At 43.0% G+C, this 23,811-nt stretch carries 23 protein-coding genes and 1 tRNA gene; 13 read left to right on the forward strand and 11 right to left on the reverse strand.

What is annotated here, in order from left to right:
- Positions 1–139: 139 nt before the first annotated feature.
- Genes QUF19_RS03840 through lolB form a run of 3 tightly spaced genes read right to left on the reverse strand, consistent with a single transcriptional unit; the run spans position 140 to position 2,631 of the window.
- The gene (locus QUF19_RS03840; RefSeq protein WP_012603389.1) at positions 140–1,084 is read right to left on the reverse strand and encodes a ribose-phosphate pyrophosphokinase; all 945 of its coding nucleotides are present in this window, start codon (positions 1,082–1,084) and stop codon (positions 140–142) included.
- 27 nt (positions 1,085–1,111) lie between these two features.
- Positions 1,112–1,987 (reverse strand): 4-(cytidine 5'-diphospho)-2-C-methyl-D-erythritol kinase, encoded by an 876-nt coding sequence (gene ispE, locus QUF19_RS03845; protein WP_286296134.1) that lies wholly within the window; start codon positions 1,985–1,987, stop codon positions 1,112–1,114.
- Complete coding sequence (gene lolB / locus QUF19_RS03850; protein ID WP_286296136.1) at positions 1,984–2,631, reverse strand: lipoprotein insertase outer membrane protein LolB; 648 nt, start codon at positions 2,629–2,631, stop codon at positions 1,984–1,986. The genes ispE and lolB overlap by 4 nt, the downstream gene beginning before the upstream one ends.
- 160 nt (positions 2,632–2,791) lie before the next feature.
- On the opposite strand from lolB, the gene hemA reads away from it, so the two are divergent.
- The 8 genes from hemA (at position 2,792) to ybaK (ending at position 11,039) form a co-directional block, all read left to right on the forward strand.
- Positions 2,792–4,051, forward strand: coding sequence for a glutamyl-tRNA reductase (gene hemA, locus QUF19_RS03855; protein ID WP_286296138.1), 1,260 nt, complete (start codon positions 2,792–2,794; stop codon positions 4,049–4,051).
- Between the two features lie 28 nt (positions 4,052–4,079).
- Positions 4,080–5,168, forward strand: a complete 1,089-nt coding sequence (gene prfA, locus QUF19_RS03860) for a peptide chain release factor 1 (protein WP_009848728.1) — start codon at positions 4,080–4,082, stop codon at positions 5,166–5,168.
- A gap of 5 nt (positions 5,169–5,173) precedes the next feature.
- The gene (gene prmC, locus QUF19_RS03865) at positions 5,174–6,046 is read left to right on the forward strand and encodes a peptide chain release factor N(5)-glutamine methyltransferase (RefSeq protein WP_286296140.1); all 873 of its coding nucleotides are present in this window, start codon (positions 5,174–5,176) and stop codon (positions 6,044–6,046) included.
- A gap of 208 nt (positions 6,047–6,254) precedes the next feature.
- On the forward strand, positions 6,255–6,638 hold the full coding sequence (locus QUF19_RS03870) for a SirB2 family protein (RefSeq protein WP_009848726.1): 384 nt from the start codon (positions 6,255–6,257) through the stop codon (positions 6,636–6,638).
- Positions 6,639–6,644: 6 nt separating this feature from the next.
- A complete protein-coding gene (locus QUF19_RS03875) occupies positions 6,645–7,454 on the forward strand; it encodes a SirB1 family protein (RefSeq protein ID WP_016791949.1) in 810 nt (269 codons plus the stop codon).
- Positions 7,455–7,476: 22 nt separating this feature from the next.
- Positions 7,477–8,331: a 3-deoxy-8-phosphooctulonate synthase gene (gene kdsA, locus QUF19_RS03880; RefSeq protein WP_171309284.1), complete on the forward strand. Its 855-nt coding sequence runs from the start codon at positions 7,477–7,479 to the stop codon at positions 8,329–8,331.
- Between the two features lie 454 nt (positions 8,332–8,785).
- Positions 8,786–10,447 carry a bifunctional UDP-sugar hydrolase/5'-nucleotidase UshA gene (gene ushA / locus QUF19_RS03885; protein WP_029225832.1) on the forward strand — a complete coding sequence of 554 codons (1,662 nt, stop codon included), beginning with the start codon at positions 8,786–8,788 and terminating at the stop codon, positions 10,445–10,447.
- Between the two features lie 118 nt (positions 10,448–10,565).
- Entirely contained in the window at positions 10,566–11,039 is a 474-nt protein-coding gene (gene ybaK / locus QUF19_RS03890) for a Cys-tRNA(Pro) deacylase (RefSeq protein ID WP_102361617.1), read from the forward strand.
- A 106-nt stretch (positions 11,040–11,145) separates the two neighbouring features.
- Here the strand turns inward: ybaK and rluF are convergent, their stop codons facing one another.
- The 3 genes from rluF to QUF19_RS03905 all read right to left on the reverse strand — a co-directional run bounded on the left by rluF (position 11,146) and on the right by QUF19_RS03905 (position 13,393).
- Complete coding sequence (rluF, locus tag QUF19_RS03895; RefSeq protein ID WP_065113422.1) at positions 11,146–12,279, reverse strand: 23S rRNA pseudouridine(2604) synthase RluF; 1,134 nt, start codon at positions 12,277–12,279, stop codon at positions 11,146–11,148.
- A 220-nt stretch (positions 12,280–12,499) separates the two neighbouring features.
- Entirely contained in the window at positions 12,500–13,081 is a 582-nt protein-coding gene (gene smrA / locus QUF19_RS03900; RefSeq protein ID WP_286296186.1) for a DNA endonuclease SmrA, read from the reverse strand.
- 171 nt (positions 13,082–13,252) lie between these two features.
- Entirely contained in the window at positions 13,253–13,393 is a 141-nt protein-coding gene (locus QUF19_RS03905) for a DUF3149 domain-containing protein (RefSeq protein ID WP_004736246.1), read from the reverse strand.
- Between the two features lie 255 nt (positions 13,394–13,648).
- Between QUF19_RS03905 and QUF19_RS03910 the strand changes: the two genes are divergently transcribed.
- Positions 13,649–13,725 (forward strand) — tRNA-Pro (locus tag QUF19_RS03910).
- A gap of 505 nt (positions 13,726–14,230) precedes the next feature.
- Here QUF19_RS03910 and QUF19_RS03915 read toward each other — a convergent pair.
- From QUF19_RS03915 to QUF19_RS03925, 3 genes are all read right to left on the reverse strand, one after another.
- Positions 14,231–14,896, reverse strand: a complete 666-nt coding sequence (locus QUF19_RS03915; protein WP_017110176.1) for a LuxR C-terminal-related transcriptional regulator — start codon at positions 14,894–14,896, stop codon at positions 14,231–14,233.
- Positions 14,897–15,390: 494 nt separating this feature from the next.
- Positions 15,391–16,242 carry a hypothetical protein gene (locus tag QUF19_RS03920; RefSeq protein WP_017110174.1) on the reverse strand — a complete coding sequence of 284 codons (852 nt, stop codon included), beginning with the start codon at positions 16,240–16,242 and terminating at the stop codon, positions 15,391–15,393.
- An 82-nt stretch (positions 16,243–16,324) separates the two neighbouring features.
- Positions 16,325–16,936 (reverse strand): hypothetical protein, encoded by a 612-nt coding sequence (locus QUF19_RS03925; RefSeq protein WP_017110173.1) that lies wholly within the window; start codon positions 16,934–16,936, stop codon positions 16,325–16,327.
- A gap of 313 nt (positions 16,937–17,249) precedes the next feature.
- On the opposite strand from QUF19_RS03925, the gene QUF19_RS03930 reads away from it, so the two are divergent.
- From QUF19_RS03930 to QUF19_RS03940, 3 genes are read left to right on the forward strand one after another with little or no spacing between them, the layout of a single operon-like run.
- Positions 17,250–17,726 carry a curli production assembly/transport protein CsgE gene (locus tag QUF19_RS03930; RefSeq protein WP_017064155.1) on the forward strand — a complete coding sequence of 159 codons (477 nt, stop codon included), beginning with the start codon at positions 17,250–17,252 and terminating at the stop codon, positions 17,724–17,726.
- 10 nt (positions 17,727–17,736) lie between these two features.
- Positions 17,737–18,147, forward strand: coding sequence for a curli assembly protein CsgF (locus tag QUF19_RS03935; protein ID WP_102308206.1), 411 nt, complete (start codon positions 17,737–17,739; stop codon positions 18,145–18,147).
- A 16-nt stretch (positions 18,148–18,163) separates the two neighbouring features.
- Positions 18,164–19,000, forward strand: a complete 837-nt coding sequence (locus QUF19_RS03940) for a CsgG/HfaB family protein (protein ID WP_065682160.1) — start codon at positions 18,164–18,166, stop codon at positions 18,998–19,000.
- Positions 19,001–19,082: 82 nt separating this feature from the next.
- Here QUF19_RS03940 and QUF19_RS03945 read toward each other — a convergent pair whose 3' ends face one another.
- Together QUF19_RS03945 and QUF19_RS03950 are read right to left on the reverse strand one after the other, a co-directional pair.
- Positions 19,083–19,505 (reverse strand): hypothetical protein, encoded by a 423-nt coding sequence (locus QUF19_RS03945; RefSeq protein WP_286296216.1) that lies wholly within the window; start codon positions 19,503–19,505, stop codon positions 19,083–19,085.
- A 121-nt stretch (positions 19,506–19,626) separates the two neighbouring features.
- Positions 19,627–20,514: a TraB/GumN family protein gene (locus tag QUF19_RS03950; RefSeq protein ID WP_286296218.1), complete on the reverse strand. Its 888-nt coding sequence runs from the start codon at positions 20,512–20,514 to the stop codon at positions 19,627–19,629.
- Positions 20,515–20,919: 405 nt separating this feature from the next.
- Between QUF19_RS03950 and QUF19_RS03955 the strand changes: the two genes are divergently transcribed.
- Positions 20,920–23,571, forward strand: coding sequence for a beta-N-acetylhexosaminidase (locus tag QUF19_RS03955; protein ID WP_286296220.1), 2,652 nt, complete (start codon positions 20,920–20,922; stop codon positions 23,569–23,571).
- Positions 23,572–23,811 lie beyond the last annotated feature (240 nt).

A 23,811-nucleotide genomic window follows, 5' to 3' on the forward strand; every position in this document is an offset into this window, starting at 1 on the left:
TCTCAAGCTTTTTTCCTGCGCTATTTCTGAACACTTACTTACTGTGATTGGTATTAGATATAAAAAAAGCACTTCATCGAATGAAGTGCTTAATATCTTTTTCAGATTGTTCTGCTAAAGCAAAGCTATAGAGCTTTGATTAGTTGAACATCGCAGAGATAGACTCTTCGTTGCTGATACGACGAATCGCTTCAGCAAGCATGCGAGAAAGGCTTAGTTCAGTCACTTTACCTGTCGCAGCCATCTCTGGAGAAAGCTTGATTGAATCAGTAACAATAACTTGGTCAAGAACTGAATTACGGATGTTTTCTGCAGCAGTGCCTGAGAATACAGCGTGAGTTGCGTAAGCGAATACACGCTTAGCACCGCGCTCTTTAAGCGCTTCAGCTGCTTTACACAGTGTGCCACCAGTATCAATCATGTCATCAACGATAACACAGTCACGACCTTCAACATCACCGATTAGGTTCATTACTTCAGAAACGTTAGCACGTGGACGACGCTTATCAACGATAGCGATGTCAACATCACCTAGCGCTTTAGCTGTAGCACGAGCACGTACAACACCACCAAGGTCTGGAGAAACCACAACTGGGTTTTCTAGGCCACGGTTAGCCATGTCTTCTAGGAGAACTGGAGTGCCGAAAATGTTATCAACAGGTACATCGAAGAAGCCTTGGATTTGCTCTGCGTGTAGGTCGATAGTCAAAACGCGGTCAACACCAACGTTAGAAAGGAAATCTGCAACAACTTTTGCAGTAATAGGCACACGAGCAGAACGTACACGACGATCTTGACGGGCATAACCGAAGTAAGGGATTACAGCAGTAATTCGGCCAGCAGAAGCACGGCGCATTGCGTCAATCATTACCACCAATTCCATAAGGTTGTCATTGGTTGGTGCACAAGTTGATTGAATCAGGAATACATCGCTACCACGAACGTTTTCATTGATTTGTACAGCGACTTCGCCATCAGAAAAACGGTCTACAGTAGCATCTCCAAGAGAGATGTATAGACGATCAGCAATACGTTGGGCTAGTTCAGGTGTTGCGTTACCAGCAAATAGCTTCATATCAGGCACGGTGGAAACCTCGGGTTGCGTCCAGTTTTAAATAGATTGTGGGTGGGCTGATTGGTATTCAGCCAAAGTTTCTTTTAAAGGCGAAATGTTTCGTCCTCTCGCGACAAACGCGGAAACTGTGTCAGGCAGTTGCTCTAGCACCGATTCGGCTTCTTTTTTGCTGCTAAATTCAGCAAAAACGCATGAACCCGTACCAGTCAATCTCGACGGCGCGTATTGTAGCAGCCATGAAAGTTGCTTATCAACCTCTGGGTACAGCATTCGCACAATTTTTTCGCAATCGTTTACGTATTCTTGCTCTAGAAGCGTTGATAGTGCTTGCTTCGGCGTATTTCGAGTTAATTCTGAATGTGTGAATATGTCTACAGTTGCTATGCTCACTTGAGGTTTCACAACGAGATACCATTTTTCATCCGGATTAGCGGGTTGTAATTGTTCGCCAACACCTTCAGCAAAGGCGGCGTGGCCTCGAACAAAGACCGGAACGTCTGCACCAAGCTTTAAGCCAATCTCTGCTAACTGATCATCAGACAGGTTGAGTTGCCATAAATGGTTGAGAGCGACCAACACGGTTGCGGCATTTGAAGAACCTCCACCAATGCCACCTCCCATAGGAAGCACTTTCTTTAACTCAATATCCGCACCGAAAGACGTTGAGGTATATTTCTGCAGCGCAGTTGCGGCTTTCCAAATCAGGTTATCTTCTGTCGCAACGCCTGGAATTTCAGGTGTGATTGTTATCGAGCTTGTATCTCGGTTTGCGGTAACCGTAAGTTCATCGCCAAAGTCGACAAACTGAAATAGGGTCTGAAGTTCGTGATAGCCATTGTCGCGTCGGCCAGTAATATAGAGAAATAAATTCAGCTTAGCTGGCGAAGGCCAGTGCGTTGGCGTTGTTATCATTTTTTCAGTGTCCACTTCGAAACTACAATGTTGATTTTGTTCTCGTCTTGCTTGAATGACAATCGAGTAGGGAGGGGAATTGTCTCTACCTTTGCGTTGTCTTTATCTGATAGTTGCTTACTCGGCATCTCTGTATTGCGATAGTTAGCAAAATTCAGTGTCCATAATTGACTGCTGACTTGTTTAGACAGAGATTCAAGCGTGTTGGTGCTGTTGAGTTGGTAGCTATTTGCTTGGTCGGGAATGCCAAGGAACCATTGCGGCAGGTGATCAATGGGGATCTGCAATCCAGTAAGTTGCTCTACCAATACAGATGCACTTGCATGGGTGAATACCTGATCATCATAAGTGACTACTTTGGCACCCGAGCTGTCAATCGTGAGGTTCAAGGCGGTTTGACCAAGGAAAGTGGTCAGTCTTAATTGACTTTGATTTGGGGAGTGCTTCCAAATGAAATTAAGGCTTTGGCGTTGCTCTGGAGAAATGTAAGCGAGCTTGCCTGAGGCTTGGTAGTTTTCTATCTGTAGAAGGCGGTTTTGGTGACTTTGCCACTCAACGCTGGTCGGTTGTTCTGGTATAGACGAGCAACCCACCATAATTATGGTCATAAAAATAAGAGACGTGATTTTACGAAGCTTGCTCATATTTGCTCACAACTTGTTCAAATTTATCTAAAAAACGCTTCAACTATAGCATTGAATTCACGAACTCAGGAAAACAAATCCCGCTTGCTCTTTAAATAGAGCCATGCATCAAGTAAAATTCGCCCCTTGTTTCCATTCCCTGATCGAGAACTTCTGATACATGTCTTTGCTTGCCGTAGGTATCAATCACAATACAGCGTCGGTTGAATTGCGAGAAAAAGTCGCTTTTGGTCCAGATAAATTATCTGAGGCACTCAAGCAACTTAACGCAAATGCACACGTAAATGGAAGTGTCATACTTTCTACCTGTAATCGAACTGAAGTGTATTGTGACGTCAAAGGCGTGGCAAAAAACAAGTTGATCGATTGGCTGTCTGTATTTCATCAAGTTAGCCCTGAAGAATTAAAACCGAGTATTTACATCCATGAAGAGCAAGCCGCGATTAAGCACTTAATGCGCGTTGCCTGTGGTTTGGACTCTCTGGTTCTGGGCGAGCCGCAAATTCTTGGTCAGGTAAAACAGGCTTACACCGATTCGCGAGAGAACAAATCTGTTGATGCTTCAATGGAAAAACTGTTCCAGAAATCATTTTCTGTTGCGAAGCGAGTTCGAACTGAAACCGAAATCGGTGGCAGTGCGGTTTCTGTTGCTTACGCGGCCTGTACGTTAGCTAAACACATCTTTGAATCGATTGCTGAATCAACGGTGTTGTTGGTGGGTGCGGGAGAAACCATTGAACTGGTGGCTAAACACTTGTCAGCCAATGGTTGTACCAAGATGATCGTTGCTAACCGTACTCGTGAGCGAGCTTTAGGGCTTGCCAAAGAGTTTGGTGCGGAGGTCATTAGCTTGAATGAGATCCCTGACCATCTGCAAAGAGCGGATATCGTGATCAGTTCAACCGCAAGCCCATTGCCAATTATTGGTAAAGGCATGGTTGAAACGGCGCTTAAGCAAAGAAAACATCAGCCGATGTTGTTGGTTGATATCGCCGTTCCTCGTGATGTTGAGTCTCAGGTCGGCGAACTGAGTGATGCTTACCTGTATTCAGTTGATGATCTGCAGTCGATCGTTGATGGTAATATTGAGCAACGTAAGGTTGAAGCGATTCAAGCGGAAGCAATCGTCAGTGAAGAAAGCGCCGCGTTCATGAGTTGGATGCGATCACTGCAAGCGGTAGACAGTATTCGTGATTACCGTAAATCGGCCAATGAAATCCGAGATGAATTATTAAGTAAGAGTTTACAATCACTTGCTGCTGGCGGTGACCCTGAGAAAGTCTTACTTGAGCTAAGTAATAAGCTCACAAACAAATTGATCCATGCTCCAACGCGTGCACTTCAAAGTGCAGCTGAGCAAGGAGAACCTGCAAAATTAATGGTCATTAGACAGAGTTTGGGTCTAGAAAACCCTCAATAATATTCGACCTCCAACAGAATAAGACATTATGAAAGCCTCGATTCTAATAAAGCTTGAAACACTTGTTGAACGCTATGAAGAAGTTCAACATCTACTTGGTGATCCCGATGTACTTGGGAATCAAGACAAATTCCGTGCCTTGTCAAAAGAGTATTCTCAATTAGAAGAGGTGACGGGGTGCTTTAAATCATACCAGCAAGCTCAAGAAGATTTAGAAGCTGCTGAAGAGATGGCAAATGAAGACGACGCAGAAATGCGTGAAATGGCTCAAGAAGAAATCAAAGATGCGAAAGCAAACATTGAACGTCTGACTGATGAGCTGCAAATTCTTCTGATTCCAAAAGATCCAAACGATGAGCGTAACTGTTTCTTAGAGATTCGTGCCGGCGCAGGTGGTGATGAAGCGGGTATCTTTGCGGGTAACCTTTTCCGTATGTACTCTAAGTTTGCCGAGAAGAAAGGCTGGCGCGTCGAAGTGATGAGCAGCAATGTTTCAGAGCAGGGCGGCTTTAAAGAGATGATCGCTAAAATCAGTGGCGACGCTGTTTACGGCACAATGAAGTTTGAGTCTGGCGGTCACCGTGTACAACGTGTACCTGAGACTGAATCTCAAGGTCGTGTTCATACATCAGCATGTACTGTTGCGGTTATGCCTGAGATCCCAGAAGCTGATCTTCCTGAAATCAAAGCTGGCGACCTTAAGATTGATACTTTCCGTGCATCTGGCGCGGGTGGTCAGCACGTTAACACCACGGATTCAGCAATCCGTATTACTCACTTACCAACAGGTACAGTAGTAGAGTGTCAAGACGAGCGTTCTCAGCATAAAAACAAAGCGAAAGCGATGGCTGTTCTAGCGGCTCGTATCGTTCAAGCTGAAGAAGAGCGTCGTGCTGCTGCGATTTCAGATACACGTCGTAACCTATTAGGCTCTGGTGACCGTAGTGACCGTATTCGTACGTACAACTACCCACAAGGCCGTGTTTCTGATCACCGTATCAACTTAACTATCTACCGCCTGAACGAAGTTCTGGAAGGTGATATGCAAAGCCTGCTTGATCCTGTTCTACAAGAGCACCAAGCCGATCAACTAGCAGCACTTGCTGAGCACAACTAATTACTATGCAGTCAGCATATACGGTTGAAAGTGCTTTAAAGTCAGCAATCGTACAGCTTCAAGAGGGCGATACCACATCGCCCTCGATTGATGCTGCGGTACTGCTTTGTCACGCTTTAGATAAACCTAGATCTTACCTACTAACTTGGCCTGAGAAGCATCTCACTTCAGAACAAGAATTCGAATTTCATACCCTTCTAAAACGTCGTTTAACCGGTGAGCCAGTGGCTTATATTGTCGGTGAACGTGAGTTTTGGTCACTGCCGTTAAAAGTCTCTCCTTCTACTTTAATCCCACGTCCAGATACGGAACGTTTGGTTGAAGTGGCGTTAGACAAAACGTATGGCAAGCAAGGTGCGATTCTCGATTTAGGAACGGGTACAGGTGCGATTGCTTTGGCATTGGCGTCTGAGATGCCGAACCGACCAGTGACGGGTATTGATCTTCGTCCGGAAGCGCAGCAACTTGCGACAGAAAACGCTCAGCGATTAAATATCACTAACGCCACTTTTTTACATGGCAGTTGGTTTGAACCTTTGAACTCGGTGAATTCTGAAGAAGAAGCGGTAAAGTTTTCGTTGATTGTCTCGAACCCACCTTATATTGAGAAGAATGACCCTCATTTATCTCAAGGCGATGTGCGTTTTGAACCGATCACAGCGTTAGTAGCTGAAGAGAAAGGTTTAGCTGATATTCGATACATTTCTGAAAACGCACGACGCTTTTTAGAAAACGAGGGTTGGTTGGCATTTGAACACGGCTATGACCAAGGCTTGGCGGTACGTGAGATAATGCAACAACTGGGCTACTTGGATGTGGTTACAGAAAAAGATTACGGTGATAATGACCGAGTGACATTGGGTCGTTACTATTCATAGACAGTGGTTGCTCATAGGCTGCTGTTAATCACCTTGTGATCAATAGATGATGAACTGGCTAAATTGATACCTTTAACTCGACAATATACTTAACTCGATAATGCATTTAACGTAGAAATACAGAGATTTAACGCAGAAATACAGAGCATTAACGGGTATTGTGTGGCTCGTGTTAACGAAAGCACATATAAAAATATAAAGGAATACCATGTACGAAGGTTTAAAACATTTTCACCTACTCACGATTGCTATAAGCGCGCTACTTCTTTCGATCCGGTTCGCTCTGATGATGGCTAACTCACCGAAGCTTAAGCATCCTTTCTTGCAGCGTTTCCCTCATATCAATGACTCGCTACTGTTGCTATCGGGCATTGGTTTGATTTTTATTACTGGCTTTATTCCCTTTACACCAGCGGCACCATGGTTAACTGAAAAACTAACCTGTGTAATGGCTTACATCGCATTGGGCTTCTTTGCGCTTAAGTTAGGTAAGAACAAGCTATTGAGAGTTTTCTCATTCTTTGGCGCTCTAGGCTGGCTAGCAATGGCAGGCAAAATCGCAATGACAAAGACTCCAACATTTTTCGGTTAATGACGTATGTACGAATTTTTTGATGAAGACTTTGATCAGCTAGAACTTGCTGAAGGCGCATTGATCTTAAACAAGGCCATTGACCCTGAAACTCAAGATAGCTGGGCAGAGCAAGAGCTCGCAAGATTATTAAAAGACGCTGAGTTTGCGTTAGTTAATGAAACCGACGAGCAACAGAAGTTTGAATCTTTTATTCGACTATTCTTTTACGAGTGGGGCTTCGCAGGCGATAAAGACGCTTACTTCTCATCGGAAAACGCGTTTATCGATAAAGTACTTGAGAGAAAGAAAGGGATCCCAGTCAGTCTTGGGGCAATCTTCCTTTTTCTAGGACGCAAGCTAGGCTTTCCTGTAGAGGGTGTCTCTTTTCCGACTCAGTTTCTGCTTAAAGTCAGTTGGTATGGTCAAACTCCGGTCTATATTAATCCTTACAATGGCGAGTATGTTGGTCAGCAAACATTGCGAGCATGGTTAATTGGCCATGATGGCCCATTGGCTAAGCTGAAAAGTGAGCATTTGAAAGTCGCAGACCACCCAACCATTATTGGTAAGTGGTTGGCTTTATTGAAAAGTGCATTGCTGAGAGAAGAACGTTATACGCTTGCATTGAAGTGTACTGATCTTGCGTTAACGTTTGTGCCTGATGATCCGTATGAAATCCGTGACCGTGGCTTCATCTATCAGCAACTGGATTGTCACCAGATTGCCGCCACCGATTATCAGTACTTTATTGATCAATGCCCAGATGACCCTGCATCTGAGTTACTTAAATCTCAAGTGAATGTCATGACGGAAAAAACCGTCGTCGTTCACTAGTTAATTATTATTTAGAGAGAATATGATGGAACAGAAAATAGTTCATATTGGCGACATGCCAATTGCTAACGATAAGCCATTTACGCTATTTGCGGGCATGAACGTTCTTGAATCTCGCGATCTAGCTATGCAGATCTGTGAGCACTACGTGAAAGTAACAGAGAAGCTGGGCATCCCTTATGTATTTAAGGCGTCTTTTGATAAAGCGAACCGCAGCTCTGTTCACTCATACCGTGGTCCTGGCATGGAAGAAGGTCTTAAAATCTTCCAAGAGCTGAAAGATACCTTTGGTGTGAAGATCATCACTGATATTCACACTGAAGCGCAAGCTCAGCCTGTTGCTGATGTAGTTGATGTAATCCAGCTTCCTGCGTTCCTTGCTCGCCAAACTGACCTTGTTGAAGCAATGGCTAAGACTGGCGCAGTTATCAATGTGAAGAAGCCTCAGTTCATGAGCCCGGATCAAGTAGGTAACATCGTTGATAAGTTCGCTGAGTGCGGCAACGAGAACATCATTCTTTGTGAACGTGGTTCTTGCATGGGTTACGACAACTTAGTTGTTGATATGCTTGGTTTTGGTGTAATGAAAAAATCATCAAACGGCAGCCCAATCATCTTTGATGTGACTCACGCGCTTCAAATGCGTGACCCATCAGGTGCTGCATCTGGCGGTCGTCGTGAGCAAACTGTTGAGCTTGCTAAAGCGGGTATTGCTACTGGAATTGCTGGTCTATTCCTTGAAGCACACCCGAACCCAGATCAAGCGCGTTGTGATGGCCCATCAGCTCTACCACTAGATAAGCTAGAGCCGTTCTTGAAGCAGATGAAGGCACTTGATGATCTTATCAAAGGCTTTGAGCATATCGATATTAAATAATTGAGATGGATGTGAAGTAACGGAAACGTTATTTAACAAAAGTTGATTTAAGAAAGCCCAGTTCTTTGAATTGGGCTTTTTTTATCTCGTAAAAGCAGCCGAACATAAACCGTTCATTTAAAGAGTTGTTAACGAGGCGGGTTGTTACCTAAGAAACTCGTATATGAGTGTGAGGTCAGTCCTGTTTGCAGTAAATTACTGATGTTCATCACACTTTGTAAGTAAACGATTGCTTGTGATGCAGGGGAAGTTTGAGTGTAATCTCATAATTTTGTTACACTTAACTGCTGAACTATGCGTGACCAATTCGACATAAATATGAAATCATCATGTTACATCTGAAATGTTAATTTAAGATAAGTGATGTGAAGTCTTATTGTTCGAACTCCAAATAAGGGGTCGCAATAGATCATAAAAAGCAGTGGATTCCCCTAAAAAGTTCAAAGGTATGACAATGAAGCAACGCCTTATTCTAAAGACAGCACTAAGTGCTGCAATCCTAGCTACTCTAGCTGGGTGTGCGTCTCAATCAACTCAAGATTGGAACCAAGACGAAACTTACAAGCTAACGGTTCTACACACTAACGACAACCATGGTCGCTTTTGGCAGAACAAATACGGTGAATACGGCATGTCTGCGCGTAAAACGCTTGTTGATCAACTTCGTGCTGAAGTTGAAGCAGAAGGCGGTAGCGTGTTGCTTCTATCTGGTGGTGATATCAACACTGGTGTGCCAGAGTCAGATCTTCAAGATGCAGAACCTGATTTCAAAGGTATGAATAAAATTGGTTACGATGCAATGGCATTGGGTAACCACGAGTTTGATAACTCATTAGACGTACTACAAAAGCAGATCGACTGGGCTAACTTCCCAATGCTATCTGCAAACATCTACGACAAAGCAACTGGCGAACGCAAGTTCCAAGCTTACGAGATGTTTGAAAAGCAAGGTATCAAGATTGCGGTTATCGGTTTAACAACTGAAGATACGGCAAAAATCGGTAACCCTGAGTTCATCGCGAGCATTGACTTCCGCGACCCTAAAGAAGAAGCGAAGAAGCTGATCGCTGAACTTAAAGAAACAGAGAAGCCAGACTTAATCTTCGCTGTGACTCACATGGGTCACTACGAAAACGGCCAACGTGGTGTTAACGCACCGGGTGATGTAGCACTTGCTCGTTACCTAAACGAAGGCGATCTAGACATGATCGTTGGTGGTCACTCTCAAGAGCCTGTATGTATGGAAGGCCCTAACGTTGCGAAGAAAAACTTCAAACCGGGTGATGAGTGTAAACCAGACGTACAGAACGGTACTTATATCGTTCAAGCTCACGAGTGGGGCAAGTACGTAGGTCGTGCTGATTACGAATTCCGTAACGGCGAACTAGAGATGGTGAGCTACGATCTGGTTCCAGTTAACCTTAAGAAGAAAGTTAAGATTGACGGTAAGAAGCAACGCGTTCTTATTCAAGATGAAATCGCACAAGATCCAGAGCTACTTGAATTCCTACGTCCTTTCCAAGAGCAAGGTCAAGCACAGCTAGAAGTTCAAATTGCTGAGACAAATGGCAAGCTTGAAGGCGATCGTAACGTGGTTCGTTTCCAACAAACTAACCTAGGTCGTTTGATTGCAACTTCTCACATGGAGCGTGCACAAGCAGACTTCGCTGTGATGAACTCTGGTGGTGTTCGTGACTCAATTGAAGCGGGCAACGTGACTTACAAAGATGTACTGAAGGTACAACCTTTTGCAAACATCCTGACTTACACAGACATGACAGGTAAAGAAGTTCTAGATTACCTAAATGTTGTGGCGACGAAACCAATCGATTCTGGTGCTTACGCTCAGTTCGCTGGCATTTCAATGACAGTGACGAACGGTGAAGTATCGAACGTATTCATCGGTGGTAAACAGCTTCGTTTAGACGAAACATACCGCTTCACAGTGCCAAGTTTCAACGCGGCTGGTGGTGACGGTTACCCTAAACTGTCTGACCACCCAGGTTACGTAAATACTGGTTTTGTTGATGCTGAAGTACTGAAAGAGTACCTAGAAGCGAACAGCCCGGTTGACGTGAACAAGTACGCACCGTCTGGTCAAATGGTTTACAAGTAACTGAACCCAGTTAATTGAATCATTAGGTGCTAAATTAGATTGACTCTAGCACCATGATAAATTTAACTAAAGCGACGCCTAGGCGTCGCTTTTTGTTTATCTATCGTTTGGATTTTTTATGACCCCTGCAATCAATCTTGCCAAGAAAAAGAAAATCGCTCATACCGTGCATCAGTATCATCATGATGCAAACAATACCAACTATGGGTTAGAGGCGGTTGAAGCTCTGGGGCAGGATCCCAAACGCGTGTTCAAAACGCTATTATTTTGTTTGAACGGCGTCGCTAAAGATTTGGCTGTGGCTGTTATTCCTGTCGATCAGAAGCTAAACCTTAAGCTTGCGGCTAAAGCGGCGAAAGGTAAAAAAGCAGAGATGGCCAATCCTGATATTGCACAGAAAACCACAGGTTATGTTGTGGGTGGAATCAGTCCGCTTGGTCAGAAAAAAGTATTACCTACTTTTGTCCATTCCAGCGCTACCAGTTTTGAAACGATATGTGTGAGTGCAGGGAAGCGAGGGCTAGAAATTGAGTTAGATCCAAAAGACTTAGCGATGCTGACTCGCGGCCAGTTTGCTGATCTATGTTTATAGATTGTCGTCGTCATGATGATAAAACTATCGAATGACAAACAAGAACGCCCGCTAGACTAATCTAGCGGGCGTTCTTATATCGAGTGTCTCGTCTTACTGATTCTGATTACTTCTTCAGGCCCAATGTACCACCAACGCGTTTTGCTGCTGGCTTATTTGGTCTGTTTGAATCTTGACTACGGTTTGCTGGCTTACCGCTTCTACGATCGTTATTGTCGCGGTCTGTACGATTGCGATCCGAGCTGTTTCGATCTGAGTTTGAACGCTCTGAACGAGAGTTCGATTTCCAGTTCTCGGTGTTGCCGCCGCTTTCACTATTCGACGAATTACGACCACGCTTCGAGTTTGGCGCATGACGGAATTCATCCGCATTGTTACCGCGGTAAGTGCGAGTACGGTTCTCGTTTTGATTACGGCGCGCTGTTGAGGTTTGATTTTCCTCACGGCTATCAAATAACTTAGCATCGGTTGCCTTGCGAATTCGCTGACCTTTTGCGTTCATTTTTGATGCATCTTCAGTACTCACTGAACCTTCGCACATCGCTAATATCTCTGCGATTTCTTCTTCACTCAGGTAGCGCCACTTTCCGTTTGGAATGCCATCAAGTGAGATGTTCATAATACGAACACGACGTAGTTTGAATACTTCATAGCCTAACGCTTCACACATACGGCGGATCTGACGGTTAAGGCCTTGAGTTAGCGTAATTCGGAATGAGAATTTAGTCTCTTTTTCGACATTACACGGCAAGGTAACGGTATCCAAAATAGGAACACCAGAAGCCATTTTCTTCAAGAATTCCGTCGTAATTGGTTTATCTACACGAACCACGTACTCTTTTTCGTGATTGTTACCGGCACGCAGAATCTTATTCACGATATCGCCATCGTTGGTCAAGAAGATAAGGCCATCAGAGGGCTTATCTAGGCGACCAATAGGGAAGATACGCTTGTGGTGGCCAATGAAGTCGACGATGTTGCCAGGAATATCACGTTCAGTAGTACAGGTGATGCCGGTCGGTTTATTGAGGGCAATGTAGATAGGCTTTTCTTTTGAACGTACTGGCTTGTTGTCGATCTCAACATCATCACCTGGCAATACTTTCGTTCCCATCTCAGGGATCTTGCCATTAATAGTAACTCGGCCTGCATCGATCAGTTTGTCTGCTTCACGACGTGAACAAAACCCAGTTTCACTGATGTATTTATTAAGGCGTTTAGCTTGGGATTCTTGTGACATGATATTCTCTTAGCGTTTCACAACGGAAATATAGATAAACAAAAAGCAACTATGGAGAGTTGCTTTTACGTTTTAATTCGTTAACTGAAGCAATTTTAACACCTAGTGTGGGCTTCGGCACTAAATATCTATTTTCGGCACCAAATATCAATTGTGGTGTTCAATGTGCTTAGCTGAATGTTCGAAGACGATGGTCTTTTTTCACTAAGCTTCTGATGATTTAGCGAGTCCGTTTTTGATGACGCTCTCTATTCTCTAGTTTTTTGTCGTTACTCTTTCTGAGCATGACGTAAACGGCTCCAGTACCACCATGAAATTGCTGCGCTGAGTGAACACATTGAACATCATTAATTTGCGATAACCAATTGGCCACATAGCTTTTCATCATAGCTGGTGGATTTGAGCGTTCACCTTTGCCGTGAACAATAATAACGGTGCGCACATCCATTCTTAAACATTGGCGTAAAAACGAAAGCACTTCGTTTCGAGCATCTTTCAATGTTTTCCTGTGGAGATCGAGTTTAGCTTGAATCGGATATTTACCTAAGCGCAGTTTTTTGTATACGCCTTCTTGAACGCCATCTTTTTTATCCGCAATAACGTCATCCGGTTTCAGCATTGGAGAGTAGTCGAGAGAGAGGTAATCTTTTTCGTCCTCAGACAGCCACATAGCCGCCTCACGCTTTGCAAGTTGAGACTCGGTAACTCGATGCACTTTTTGGTGCTCAGCGGTGTCATGGTCGATACGTTTCACATCGCCCATCATTTCTTGGAATAGATCTAAGTCGTCATCATGAGACATGGTGTTCATCTCAAGTTGTAGAAGGATAGGGTAAGTATACCTAAGTTGTGGCTGGGTTTAAAAATGAAAAAACCGGAGGAGACAAGAGAAGTCAACTCCGGTGCAAAGCGTTTTAACATTTATTGATCAATAAAATGATACTTAAAAGTAAATGATTTAGGCTGAGCGATACTAGTGAGGAGATTTTTCAGTCATAACTTTGTATATGAAGAAGCCTCCATAAAACATCATGAGACCCAGAGCCCCGAATATTACTATCATTGAAGATAGCCCCACTGCATTACCAAATAGGAGTTCTAGCCAAAAGTCCATGTGTATACCTCAAAGTTATATGACATGGCTTAGTGTATTAAGTAGCGTTATCAATTCACTGATCTGGATCAATCCTGTTTCATAAGTTAAATACTTGTTGGCGAGTGTGTGTTTTTCGTCACATTCGCCGTTAGGTTGTACGTCTTTTGTTCGAACGATTCGATATTGTAAAAAAGAGTGAAAAAAGCCCTTGCGGATAAATTCAGAATCCGTATTATACGCTCCATCGACAGGCAATCAGCCAGTTAGATATCTCGGTGAATAGCGCAGCTTGGTAGCGCATCTGGTTTGGGACCAGAGGGTCGGGGGTTCGAATCCCTCTTCACCGACCACATTAAAGAAAGCCGTAGCAGAAATGCTACGGCTTTTTTGCATTTGAACCCTTTGGTTTCTATCTGGTTTGGGACATGTGGGTGGGGGCTGGTGCGCCAGTCCGATGGAAGCCCAGCCGCGTCGAATCCCTGCTTAACCGACCAAGATTTAGAAAGCCTGCTCATTGAGCAGGCTTTCGTCGTTTAAGGGTATTGAAAATAGGATTTGAACCTAAGTGGGGTTCGCTTGATGTTCAAAATAAGCTCTTCACCGATTACATTAAAGAAAGCCGTAGCCTTGTTATGCGATAGACGGGGCTATGGTTTTTTTGCATTTCGGGATAGTTGTTAACTGGTGAGCGAGAAGGGCTTAAGGGGGGCATGACATCAAAAATAGGCTCTCCGCTGAGCGCATTGAAGAAAATCGTAACGCGCCTTATGATAGAGAGGAGCAATGGCTTGCTCATTCTGGTTTACAGCGGCTTCGATTGAATACCAGTAGTATCTAAGTTTTCACCTGCTTCGATTAAACGAACTCACTCGTTGCAATATTATTCTTCACCCAAATCAGAGCTTGTAAGCGGTTCTTCACTTTGATTTTTTTGAATGTATTGTGAAGGTGTGCTTTGACCGTATTCTCACTGACGTAAAGCGTGTCAGCTATCTGGGTGTTAGACGCCCCATCTCCAAGCAATTTAATTATCTGCTGTTCGCGTTTTGTCAGTTTGAGGTAGTGGGGGCTGGTTTTTGCGCATTGTCTATCTCTATAAAACCGGATGTATTTATAGATCAACTTTCTGCTCACCCACATTTCACCCTGTAGAATGCAGTTAAAGCCAGCCACAAGCTTTTCAAGTGTGTCTGAAGTGTAAAAAATACCGACGAGGTATTGCCATTTAAGCATTTGAGAATGTGAAAAGTCGTTTGGTGTATTGAGTAACACTTCATGTACGTCACTTTCTGCTTCATTTCTTAGCTCTTGGTACTTCCCAATGTACTGTTTACTCATCGTTGGGAAATCAATAATAATCAGTACTAAGTCTTCGTTTTTAAAGGATTTAATGTTGATCCTTTCGGGTGAGATGAGTTTTATGTTTAAGTTAACTTTCTGCTCGATAGACTCTTTAAGTAGTATTGATTGTAAATTGTTTTCCGCAAGTAAAATGGCGTTGTGAGCCTCCTGCTTAGCCATGTGGAACTCCTTTTCTCAATTCATTACTTGAACTATAGGTTATATAGTTTATAGCACGTATTGTTATTTTGCTAACTTTCAAGGTTAAATATTCACCAAGATTATGTAATTAATTTAATAGTATTGCAGAAGGTAAATTAATACTTTAAGTGAAGGGGAATGATTAGGGAGTTTTATTTTTTATCTGATTGATTTTACAATCTTTATGGATTTTCCATACCCCCTTATTTGGATGGAATTTTATAACTGCAGGGAATTGGTTTATATTAAGAATCAATTTCGTTGTACCGCTGCTTGTATTTTGCTTGAAACTAGAGTCAGTTCTGGTACTTACCGTAAATGAAGATACCATACTGTTATTAACTGTGAGCATAAGGTTGTTATTTTTTATCTGGCACTGCACTGGATTTAAATCGGAAGAAAATCCATTTAAATGATAAGAAATAAATAAAACGGCGACCAGCGCCGTTTTAATAAAAGTATGAAGTCTCATATTAGTTTTGGTAAATAAGACCAACGTTCCCGTTAGCACCGTTACCTAAAACAACGGCATTATCATAAGAAGTTTGCTCAACCATAAGTTGGTTCATGTTACTGTTGGTTAAATCAACAGTTGCATTTGAATAAGAGCCCGTTTGTAACGTAAATATACGGTTATCGTTACTGTTCATTAGATCGATATCGACATCATTTCGGTCACCACCACCTACATCTGTATTAACGATAGTCTCGACATAGTTTCCGTCACCCCAAATGTCGATAGCAACGTCATTTCTATCTACACTGCCATTACTAAACTCAGTGTAAGTAGTGTTGGAGTTACCGTTGATATAAACGTCAGCTTCGTTTCGGTCGGCACCGCCCTTAGCTTTTACGACTGAAATGTTTTCATCGCCCATTTGAGTGACACGTAGATCATTTAGTCGACCTCCACGCTGTACTTTAACTCTAGCTTGGTTGTGTAAACCGTCTTGATCAATCAGAGCATTATTTCTTACACCACGTATTTTGGCATGTGCTTCATTGAGGTTACCACTTTGTTCAATTACTACATCAGACTTGTAACTCGCATGTGTGTTCACGAGTGCAACATGGCCATCTGTCACTCCTGATGTATTTTGATTGATAAGCACATTCGCTTGATCGCCATTACCCATTTGCCAAACAGCAGTATTATCCATAGCTAAGGGCTCAATAGCTGCTACTTTGCCTGCAATACCAAGATCTGTCGTACCTTCTTTAACACCAGGGCCTGGCTCTGGGGCTGAAGTTGGAAGCGGATCTGCGTTAGCTGCGTTAAAACCAATAATGGCACCGACTATAATTCCAATTTGCGTAAGTTTCATAAGTTGTATCCTTATACATTTCCATGTCGACGTTGTTGTTACTTAATACAAAGTAACTTGAATCAAGCTTCCATACTGCGCGCTAATTTGCTTGATTGATGTAGATTCTCATTGAGCTAGACGCTTTCACTAAAGCAAAGTCATTGCCGTCTTGAGAAATTCCTAAATTACTTCTTCCAGAACCAACCAAATAAGCAGTATTGCCATTGCCTTTTTGGTCAATGCTCAGCTGACTACTCTGTCTTGAGAAGTTAGCTTGTCCGATAACTGCTAAATTGTTATTCCCGTCTTGGGAAATAAGCGCTTCAGAATTTACTCCGAGTTGCCCAATTGCGGCATCGTTATTTGAACCATTCTGGTCTATTAAGGCGATATTATTGCGCCCTGTTTGACCAATGTATGCGGAGTTAGAACTTCCGCTTTGTGTTATCTTCGCTCTGTTGTTCGCGGTAATACCAGGACTGCGTTGCTTTATTATTGCTATTGAATCAGTAGCATTAGATATATTTAATTCTGAATAATTATCTAAATCTCCAGAAGAAAAGCTTTCTAAATAATTATAATCATTGACTATATCTTGATTAACATTATGTAAAAAATCCCCTTCTATATCTGACGCGATAGCATTATTAAAACCTCCTGATAAAAAATATAAACAAGTTAAGCTGATAAGTGATGCTTTCCCAATTACCATCATCTTTACCTTAAAGTGTTCGTGATTATGATCCCTACGAAAATAAACTGCGTAGGGAATGAGTGAACCTTTGTCTTATCGAAATCCTAGGCCTTGAATTTACGAACAGCTATAAACTTAAAGTTGAAAATATTTAGTTGTTCATATGAAATTTAATTAGTATTTGACCGATTCCTACAAACCTTAGTTAATCAATTCCCTTCAGTAATTAATTCGAAAGTTTATATATGCCACTGTAAGCATGAATTACGCTTTATTCAGTTTCAACGAATCAAATTCTCATTTTGTAAATGGACTTTGAATGGGAGCACATATGAAAATCAAGCTGCTTACAATAACTCTGCTTTCCTTTGCTCTTCATGCAGAAGAAAAGAGTCATGGTCTTGAAAATGCTGCTCCTTTAGAAAATGGACAAAAACTTGAGGATTCGACAAATAATCTTAAGGAAAAATTCAATGACTTCAGTGAAGTCGATGGAATCATTGTGGACAGAACCATTACGCGGTTGGGAGAGGATTTTTATTTTTTCTTCTCGCAATCGCTCAATGATAGTTATCCCGACCTTAAGGAAAATTTGACGGTAAAAGAAAGGCCAACGGCGTTATCAGGAAGCATCATAGAGGTTCAACACTCTAGAAAACCGATCTTCCGTACGGCGTTGTCCCCTGGTCGTAGACAAGCGAAAGAACGCGCTGCCGATGCAACACGAGTGGTTGGTAATTACATCATCCGATGGCAAGCTGAACGGATCTTTCAGGACACTTACGATCTAGACCATGATGAATTTTAAGGAGCCAAGGATGTCGATATTTTTCAGAAAGGCTGTGCTTATTGTGTTGCTCGCTTCGCCTTCGGTTTACTCGAGCGAGTTAGTTTACACGCCCGTAAACCCAAGTTTTGGCGGAAATGCTTTAAACAGCTCTCACCTTTTTAATCACGCTAATGCCATCAATGATTTTGAAGACCCTAATGCTAGGGATATCTTTGATGAACAAGAGTCTGCGTTAGATCGTCTAGCTTCGAGTTTAGAGTCCCGTTTAATTAGTCAATTGCTTGCTGACGTGGGTAATGGAAACACGGGACAGTTGGAAACTGATGATTTTTTCCTGAATATTGTGGATGATTCCGGGACTTTGTTGGTTCAAATCGTCGATAAAGAGACTGGGGAATCGACAGAAATCAGTGTCTCTGGATTAAACCCCGACCTCTAATCACAAGGATTGTGTTATGAAATCGATCATTATCGTCTTCTTGACCTTTGTGTTGGGAGGGTGCACTTACTCTATGCAAATTCCAGAGACTTCTGAAACGCCAAAGTTGATGCCGAGAGGATCGACTTATACGGACCTGATCTCATTACCTCAGCCTCGCGGTAAAATACTTGTTTCGGTTTATGATTTTAGAGATCAAACGGGACAGTATAAACCTCAGCCAAACAGTAACTTTTCGACAGCGGTACCACAAGGTGGAACGTCTTTACTAACCACGGCATTGATAGATTCCCAATGGTTTGTTCCTCTAGAGCGTGAAGGGCTCCAGAACTTGTTGACGGAACGTAAGATCATTCGTGCTGCTCAGAAAAAAGACAAGGTAGTGAACAATCACGGAGCCGATTTAACATCGTTGAGCTCTGCGAATATCGTTATTGAAGGCGGTATTGTTGCTTATGATTCTAATATTGTTACAGGTGGGGCTGGTGCGAAGTATCTTGGCATTGGTGGCTCAGGGCAGTATAGAACCGATCAAGTGACGGTTAACTTAAGAGCCGTTGATGTAAGAACAGGGCAAGTTTTGCTTAGCGTTACGACATCCAAAACCATTTCCTCACATGAAATTGGCTTCGGTGCTTTTCGATTTGTTGATTACAAAGAGTTACTCGAAGTTGAGATGGGTTATAGCCAAAATGAGCCGGTAAATATCGCGGTAATGTCAGCCATAGATGCGGCAGTGATTCACTTAATCGTTAAGGGAATGAAACGTGGGATGTGGTCACCAGGTGACCCTGATGCAATTAGACATCCAATTATCGCCCGCTACTTAGCCGCGGACACTGACATCCTTTAGTCAACTGAGTAAGCAGCAAAATAGGGCTATGCGGAAAACGGATTTTTCCCTTAGCCCTGTTTTTTTCAACCACTCAAATGTTCTATTTCACATCACAAGTGATGTTCTTGATTGGCGTCTCAGAGGTAACAAAGCAAACATACGCTTCAACAGGGTTATTTGGACCAATTCGAATGTAACCTGCCTGTACTTCATCTTCGTTAAAAGTCACCGAGTGTGAGTTACCCGTCTTGCCATCGTAAAAGCTTGCTTCAAAATTACTATTCATTTGGCTTGCGATACGGTTGCGTGTTGTAGACGTCGTGAACGTAATATTCGCGCATCGCATTGGTGGCTTCTCAGTAATCAGAAACTGTCCGCTTTCTTTATCTAGCACGCCGCCTTTGGTATCAGGCTGAATGTCTATTGGTTGGAATTGTTCGATCGTACAAGTTTCTTTGGCAGACGCTACCGTGGGCATCAAAATCGCGAGGGCTAAAGGTAAAGCGAAGAGTACTGGTTTCATGAGAACAACACCGTATATAAAAAGAGCGAAAGATAATAGCACCGTTATGGTGCTATTAAATGTAATGATTCTGTTATTAGGTAATGGCTATATTATGAGAAAGTCATGGCATCGAATTGAGCTAGCTGTCATCACTAACCTCAAATTGACACTGAGCTTGTTGGCTTTGTGATTGTTGAGTGACATTGAACCCTTTCTCTTCTAGTAACTGCAAAAGGTTGCCTTCGCCAATCAGGTGTAAAGTGCCGACGACCAGTACGTAGTCTCCCTTTGAGTCGAGTTTCCAATCTTTGGCTGATAGCTTGTTTGCCCAGTCGATATTGCGATCCGTTAGGAATGCTTTCTCAAGCTCTGTTGGCATTTCAGAAAGCTCTGCAAACTCCTCAAGCTTGGTTACATCACCCGCTTTCCAACTTTCAATTAGGCAGTGAACCACAGAATCAGTTTGGTCAAATTCTTCAAGACTACTGACTAGCCATTCTTTACCGGAATCTTTCTGCCCTGCGATGAGGTCTATTTGAAATTGTAGAGCCTCTAAGCTGATGACGGGAACATCCGCGATTGTTGCTTTATAGGCTAGTGTTGCGTCTACACCGCCCGCTGAGCCGTAACCAAGGTTCTTTAACTGCTGCATTTGTATCGACAGAGATGTTGCCCAAGGTGGGGAGCTCAGTAGTTGTTGTGTCGACATACCCAAAGATTTGGAAATACTTGTTAATAACTGTTGTTGATCTTCGCTTAATACATCACCCGTGGTCACTGTGGTCGTGGGATACGCCACGCCTTCTGTCTTTCTTATATCCGTCTCGACAATTAATCCGTCGCTCTCTTTTAGCGTGTCAGTGATCTGTACGGGAAGCGGGTACATGCTCTCATCCCCAACGTGCACAGAACCTAAGATAGTAAGCGTCAGATCATCCTTTTTAGCTTGCCAATAAAGAGGTTCGGCGACCGCTTGCTTGGCTGAAAAGGCAAGTGTGAGTAACGTAAGGTACAAGAATGTGCGCAAAGAAAGCTCCTTTAGAAAGACATAAACTCGTTAAAAAGGGTTTTGACGGAGTTTTTTAACGGTTTTTTTTGAGAACGATGTCACGTTGTTTATACGAAAAGTATAACAACACGAACAAACTGTTAAACCTTTCTCTCTATCAACGACACGATTTTATGAAATCCTTTGAAAAGATTGTGATTTAATTCTCAGTTATTACGTCAAAATAAAAGTGACGGAAGTGTCGTTAATCGTAACTTGATGATTTTATTAAAATTAAATTTATCAATATTTTTGAGATTTGAAGCCGATCACTGAATTGGCCTGATTTAATTCACGCCAAAAAATAAGACCATATAGTTTATCTAACTTTCGAAGCGCTCCACTTTGCTTCTGACTCAATTTTTAAATTAATGGGTGAATACGATGTTGAAGAGAAACTTATTATCTGTAGCAGTATTGGCTGGTTTGACGGGTTGTGCAGTGACACAAGCTCCTGAGCAACAGGTTGTTAATGCACTGGCTGATAATCTTGATGTGCAATATGAAATCTTAACCAATCACGGTGCGAATGAAGGTATGGCTTGTCAGGACTTAGGTGCTGAGTGGGCGTCATGTAATAAAGTGAACATGACCTTGACCAATGACGGTGAAGCGATTGATTCGAAAGATTGGACTATCTACTTCCACAGTATTCGCCTCATCTTAGATGTTGATAACGAACAGTTTAAAATCACTCGTGTAACGGGTGACTTACACAAACTAGAACCTACAGATAAGTTCGATGGTTTTGCGGCTGGTGAAGAAGTGATTCTTCCGCTGACGAGTGAATATTGGCAACTGTTTGAAACCGACTTTATGCCAGGTGCATTTGTAACGGCGCCAAACGCAGAACCTAAGATGATTGCTTCATTGAATACAGAAGATGTCGCGTCGTTTGTGACAGGTCTAGAGGGTAACAACCTTAAGCGTACTCCTGATGACAACAATGTCATGGCAACCGCGGTGACGCGTTTCGAAAAGAATGCTGATCTAGCAACTCAAGATGTATCAACAACGCTACTACCAACGCCAATGTCTGTAGAAGCAGGCGAAGGTTCTGTGGGTATTGCTGGTGGTATTGCCCTACCAAAAGACGCATTCGATGCTGATCAGTTCGCTGCAATTGAAGAACGTGCAGATGTGGTAAACGTAGATGTGAGTGGCGACCTACCTGTGAGTGTTGCTGTTGTTCCTACTCAGTTTACGGGTGATTTAGCAAAATCTGGCGCTTATGAACTAAGCATCTCGGAAGAGGGGATTGCGATTAAAGCGTTTGATAAAACAGGTGCTTTCTACGCAGTTCAGTCTATTTTTGGCCTAATAGACAGTCAGAACGCTGAATCATTACCACAACTGTCGATCAAAGATGCACCGCGCTTTGATTACCGTGGTGTGATGGTGGATGTTGCTCGAAACTTCCACTCAAAAGATGCCATCCTAGCAACGCTAGATCAAATGGCGGCATACAAGATGAATAAACTGCACCTTCACTTAACAGATGATGAAGGCTGGCGTTTAGAAATCCCAGGTTTACCAGAGCTAACGGATGTAGGGTCTAATCGTTGTTTTGATTTGGAAGAGCAAAGCTGTTTACTGCCTCAGCTAGGTTCAGGTCCAACAACAGACAACTTTGGCTCTGGTTTCTTTAGTAAAGCGGACTACGTCGAGATCTTAAGCTACGCAAAAGCGCGCAGCATCGAAGTAATTCCTGAAATTGATATGCCAGCACACGCTCGTTCTGCAGTGGTATCAATGGAAGCGCGTTACACTCGCCTAATGGCGGAAGGTAAAGAAGCGGAAGCAAATGAATACCGCTTGATGGATCCACAAGATACATCGAACGTAACCACGGTTCAGTTCTACGATAAGCAAAGCTTCATTAACCCATGTATGGAATCATCAACTCACTTTGTCGATAAAGTTATCTCTGAAGTGGCGGCAATGCACCAAGAAGCGGGCGTTCCACTAACGACTTGGCACTTTGGCGGCGATGAAGCGAAAAACATCAAGTTAGGTGCTGGCTTACAAGATGTTAATGCAGACGATAAAGTGGCTTGGAAAGGCAACATCGATTTGTCTAAGCAAGATAAGCCATTCCAACAGTCTCCTCAGTGTCAGTCTTTGATCGCTGATGGAACGGTAAGCGACTTCGGTCATCTGCCAAGTCACTTTGCAGAGCAGGTATCCAAGATTGTTGCTGACAAAGGCATCCCTCACTTCCAAGCATGGCAAGATGGCCTGAAATACAGCGAAGGCGAGAAAGCATTTGCGACAGAAAGCACTCGCGTCAACTTCTGGGACGTTCTTTACTGGGGCGGTACTTCATCAGTATACGACTGGTCAGCAAAAGGGTATGACGTAATCGTCTCTAACCCAGACTACGTATACATGGATATGCCATATGAAGTCGATGCTGCAGAGCGCGGTTACTATTGGGCAACGCGCGCAACCGATACTCGTAAGATGTTTGGCTTCGCACCAGAAAACATGCCACAAAACGCAGAAACATCATTAGACCGTGACGGCAATGGTTTCTCTGGTAAAGGCGAGATTGAAGCGAAACCTTTCTACGGTTTGTCTGCACAACTTTGGTCTGAAACAGTACGTACCGACGAGCAGTATGAATACATGGTGTTCCCTCGCGTACTTGCAGCAGCAGAGCGTGCATGGCACAGAGCGGATTGGGAAAATGACTACAAAGTGGGCGTTGAATATTCTCAAGATACTGACTTAGTGAATAAGCAGGCTCTAAACAGCGACTTTAATCGCTTCGCGAATATTGTTGGTCAACGTGAACTGGCTAAGCTTGAGAAAGCAGGCATTGATTATCGACTACCAGTACCGGGCGCTCAGGTTGTGGATGGCAAGCTAGCGATGAACGTTCAATTCCCAGGCGTAGAGCTGCAATACTCTGCTGATGGCGAGAACTGGTTAACGTATGACGAGCAACAACGTCCATCGGTTTCTGGCGAAACTTACATCCGCTCTATCTCTGAAAGTGGCGAGAAAGTAAGTCGAGTAACCTCAGTTAAATAATCGATAAGCAACATTAATAGAAGAGCTCCCTCGTTATTATCTTACTCAAGGTAAAAAGTGGGAGCTCTTTTTGTTTGCTGCGAATTAGGCTCTCATCCAAAACGGAAACATATAGAAACCGTCTTGGTTTATAACGTCAACAATGCACATAAGGTGAGGTTTATCGCAAAAGTGACGCACTTCTCATTATTCTCTTCAAAAAATAAGTCCTTCATAAAAAACTCTAAATCAAATGTGATT

The organism is Vibrio sp. FE10 (assembly GCF_030297155.1).
Lineage (GTDB): Bacteria > Pseudomonadota > Gammaproteobacteria > Enterobacterales > Vibrionaceae > Vibrio > Vibrio apostichopi.

Excerpts from the sequence above, each read along its gene's own strand:
- ybaK (WP_102361617.1), top strand. The coding sequence starts at position 10,566 with ATGACCCCTGCAATCAATCTTGCCAAGAAAAAGAAAATCGCTCATACC.
- QUF19_RS03925 (WP_017110173.1), bottom strand. The coding sequence starts at position 16,936 with ATGGTAATTGGGAAAGCATCACTTATCAGCTTAACTTGTTTATATTTT.
- QUF19_RS03940 (WP_065682160.1), top strand. The coding sequence starts at position 18,164 with ATGAAATCGATCATTATCGTCTTCTTGACCTTTGTGTTGGGAGGGTGC.
- prfA (WP_009848728.1), top strand. The coding sequence starts at position 4,080 with ATGAAAGCCTCGATTCTAATAAAGCTTGAAACACTTGTTGAACGCTAT.
- QUF19_RS03955 (WP_286296220.1), top strand. The coding sequence starts at position 20,920 with ATGTTGAAGAGAAACTTATTATCTGTAGCAGTATTGGCTGGTTTGACG.
- ispE (WP_286296134.1), bottom strand. The coding sequence starts at position 1,987 with ATGATAACAACGCCAACGCACTGGCCTTCGCCAGCTAAGCTGAATTTA.
- ushA (WP_029225832.1), top strand. The coding sequence starts at position 8,786 with ATGAAGCAACGCCTTATTCTAAAGACAGCACTAAGTGCTGCAATCCTA.
- hemA (WP_286296138.1), top strand. The coding sequence starts at position 2,792 with ATGTCTTTGCTTGCCGTAGGTATCAATCACAATACAGCGTCGGTTGAA.
- lolB (WP_286296136.1), bottom strand. The coding sequence starts at position 2,631 with ATGAGCAAGCTTCGTAAAATCACGTCTCTTATTTTTATGACCATAATT.
- QUF19_RS03920 (WP_017110174.1), bottom strand. The coding sequence starts at position 16,242 with ATGAAACTTACGCAAATTGGAATTATAGTCGGTGCCATTATTGGTTTT.
- rluF (WP_065113422.1), bottom strand. The coding sequence starts at position 12,279 with ATGTCACAAGAATCCCAAGCTAAACGCCTTAATAAATACATCAGTGAA.
- smrA (WP_286296186.1), bottom strand. The coding sequence starts at position 13,081 with ATGTCTCATGATGACGACTTAGATCTATTCCAAGAAATGATGGGCGAT.
- QUF19_RS03915 (WP_017110176.1), bottom strand. The coding sequence starts at position 14,896 with ATGGCTAAGCAGGAGGCTCACAACGCCATTTTACTTGCGGAAAACAAT.
- QUF19_RS03905 (WP_004736246.1), bottom strand. The coding sequence starts at position 13,393 with ATGGACTTTTGGCTAGAACTCCTATTTGGTAATGCAGTGGGGCTATCT.
- QUF19_RS03930 (WP_017064155.1), top strand. The coding sequence starts at position 17,250 with ATGAAAATCAAGCTGCTTACAATAACTCTGCTTTCCTTTGCTCTTCAT.
- kdsA (WP_171309284.1), top strand. The coding sequence starts at position 7,477 with ATGATGGAACAGAAAATAGTTCATATTGGCGACATGCCAATTGCTAAC.
- QUF19_RS03870 (WP_009848726.1), top strand. The coding sequence starts at position 6,255 with ATGTACGAAGGTTTAAAACATTTTCACCTACTCACGATTGCTATAAGC.
- QUF19_RS03935 (WP_102308206.1), top strand. The coding sequence starts at position 17,737 with ATGTCGATATTTTTCAGAAAGGCTGTGCTTATTGTGTTGCTCGCTTCG.
- QUF19_RS03945 (WP_286296216.1), bottom strand. The coding sequence starts at position 19,505 with ATGAAACCAGTACTCTTCGCTTTACCTTTAGCCCTCGCGATTTTGATG.
- QUF19_RS03875 (WP_016791949.1), top strand. The coding sequence starts at position 6,645 with ATGTACGAATTTTTTGATGAAGACTTTGATCAGCTAGAACTTGCTGAA.
- prmC (WP_286296140.1), top strand. The coding sequence starts at position 5,174 with ATGCAGTCAGCATATACGGTTGAAAGTGCTTTAAAGTCAGCAATCGTA.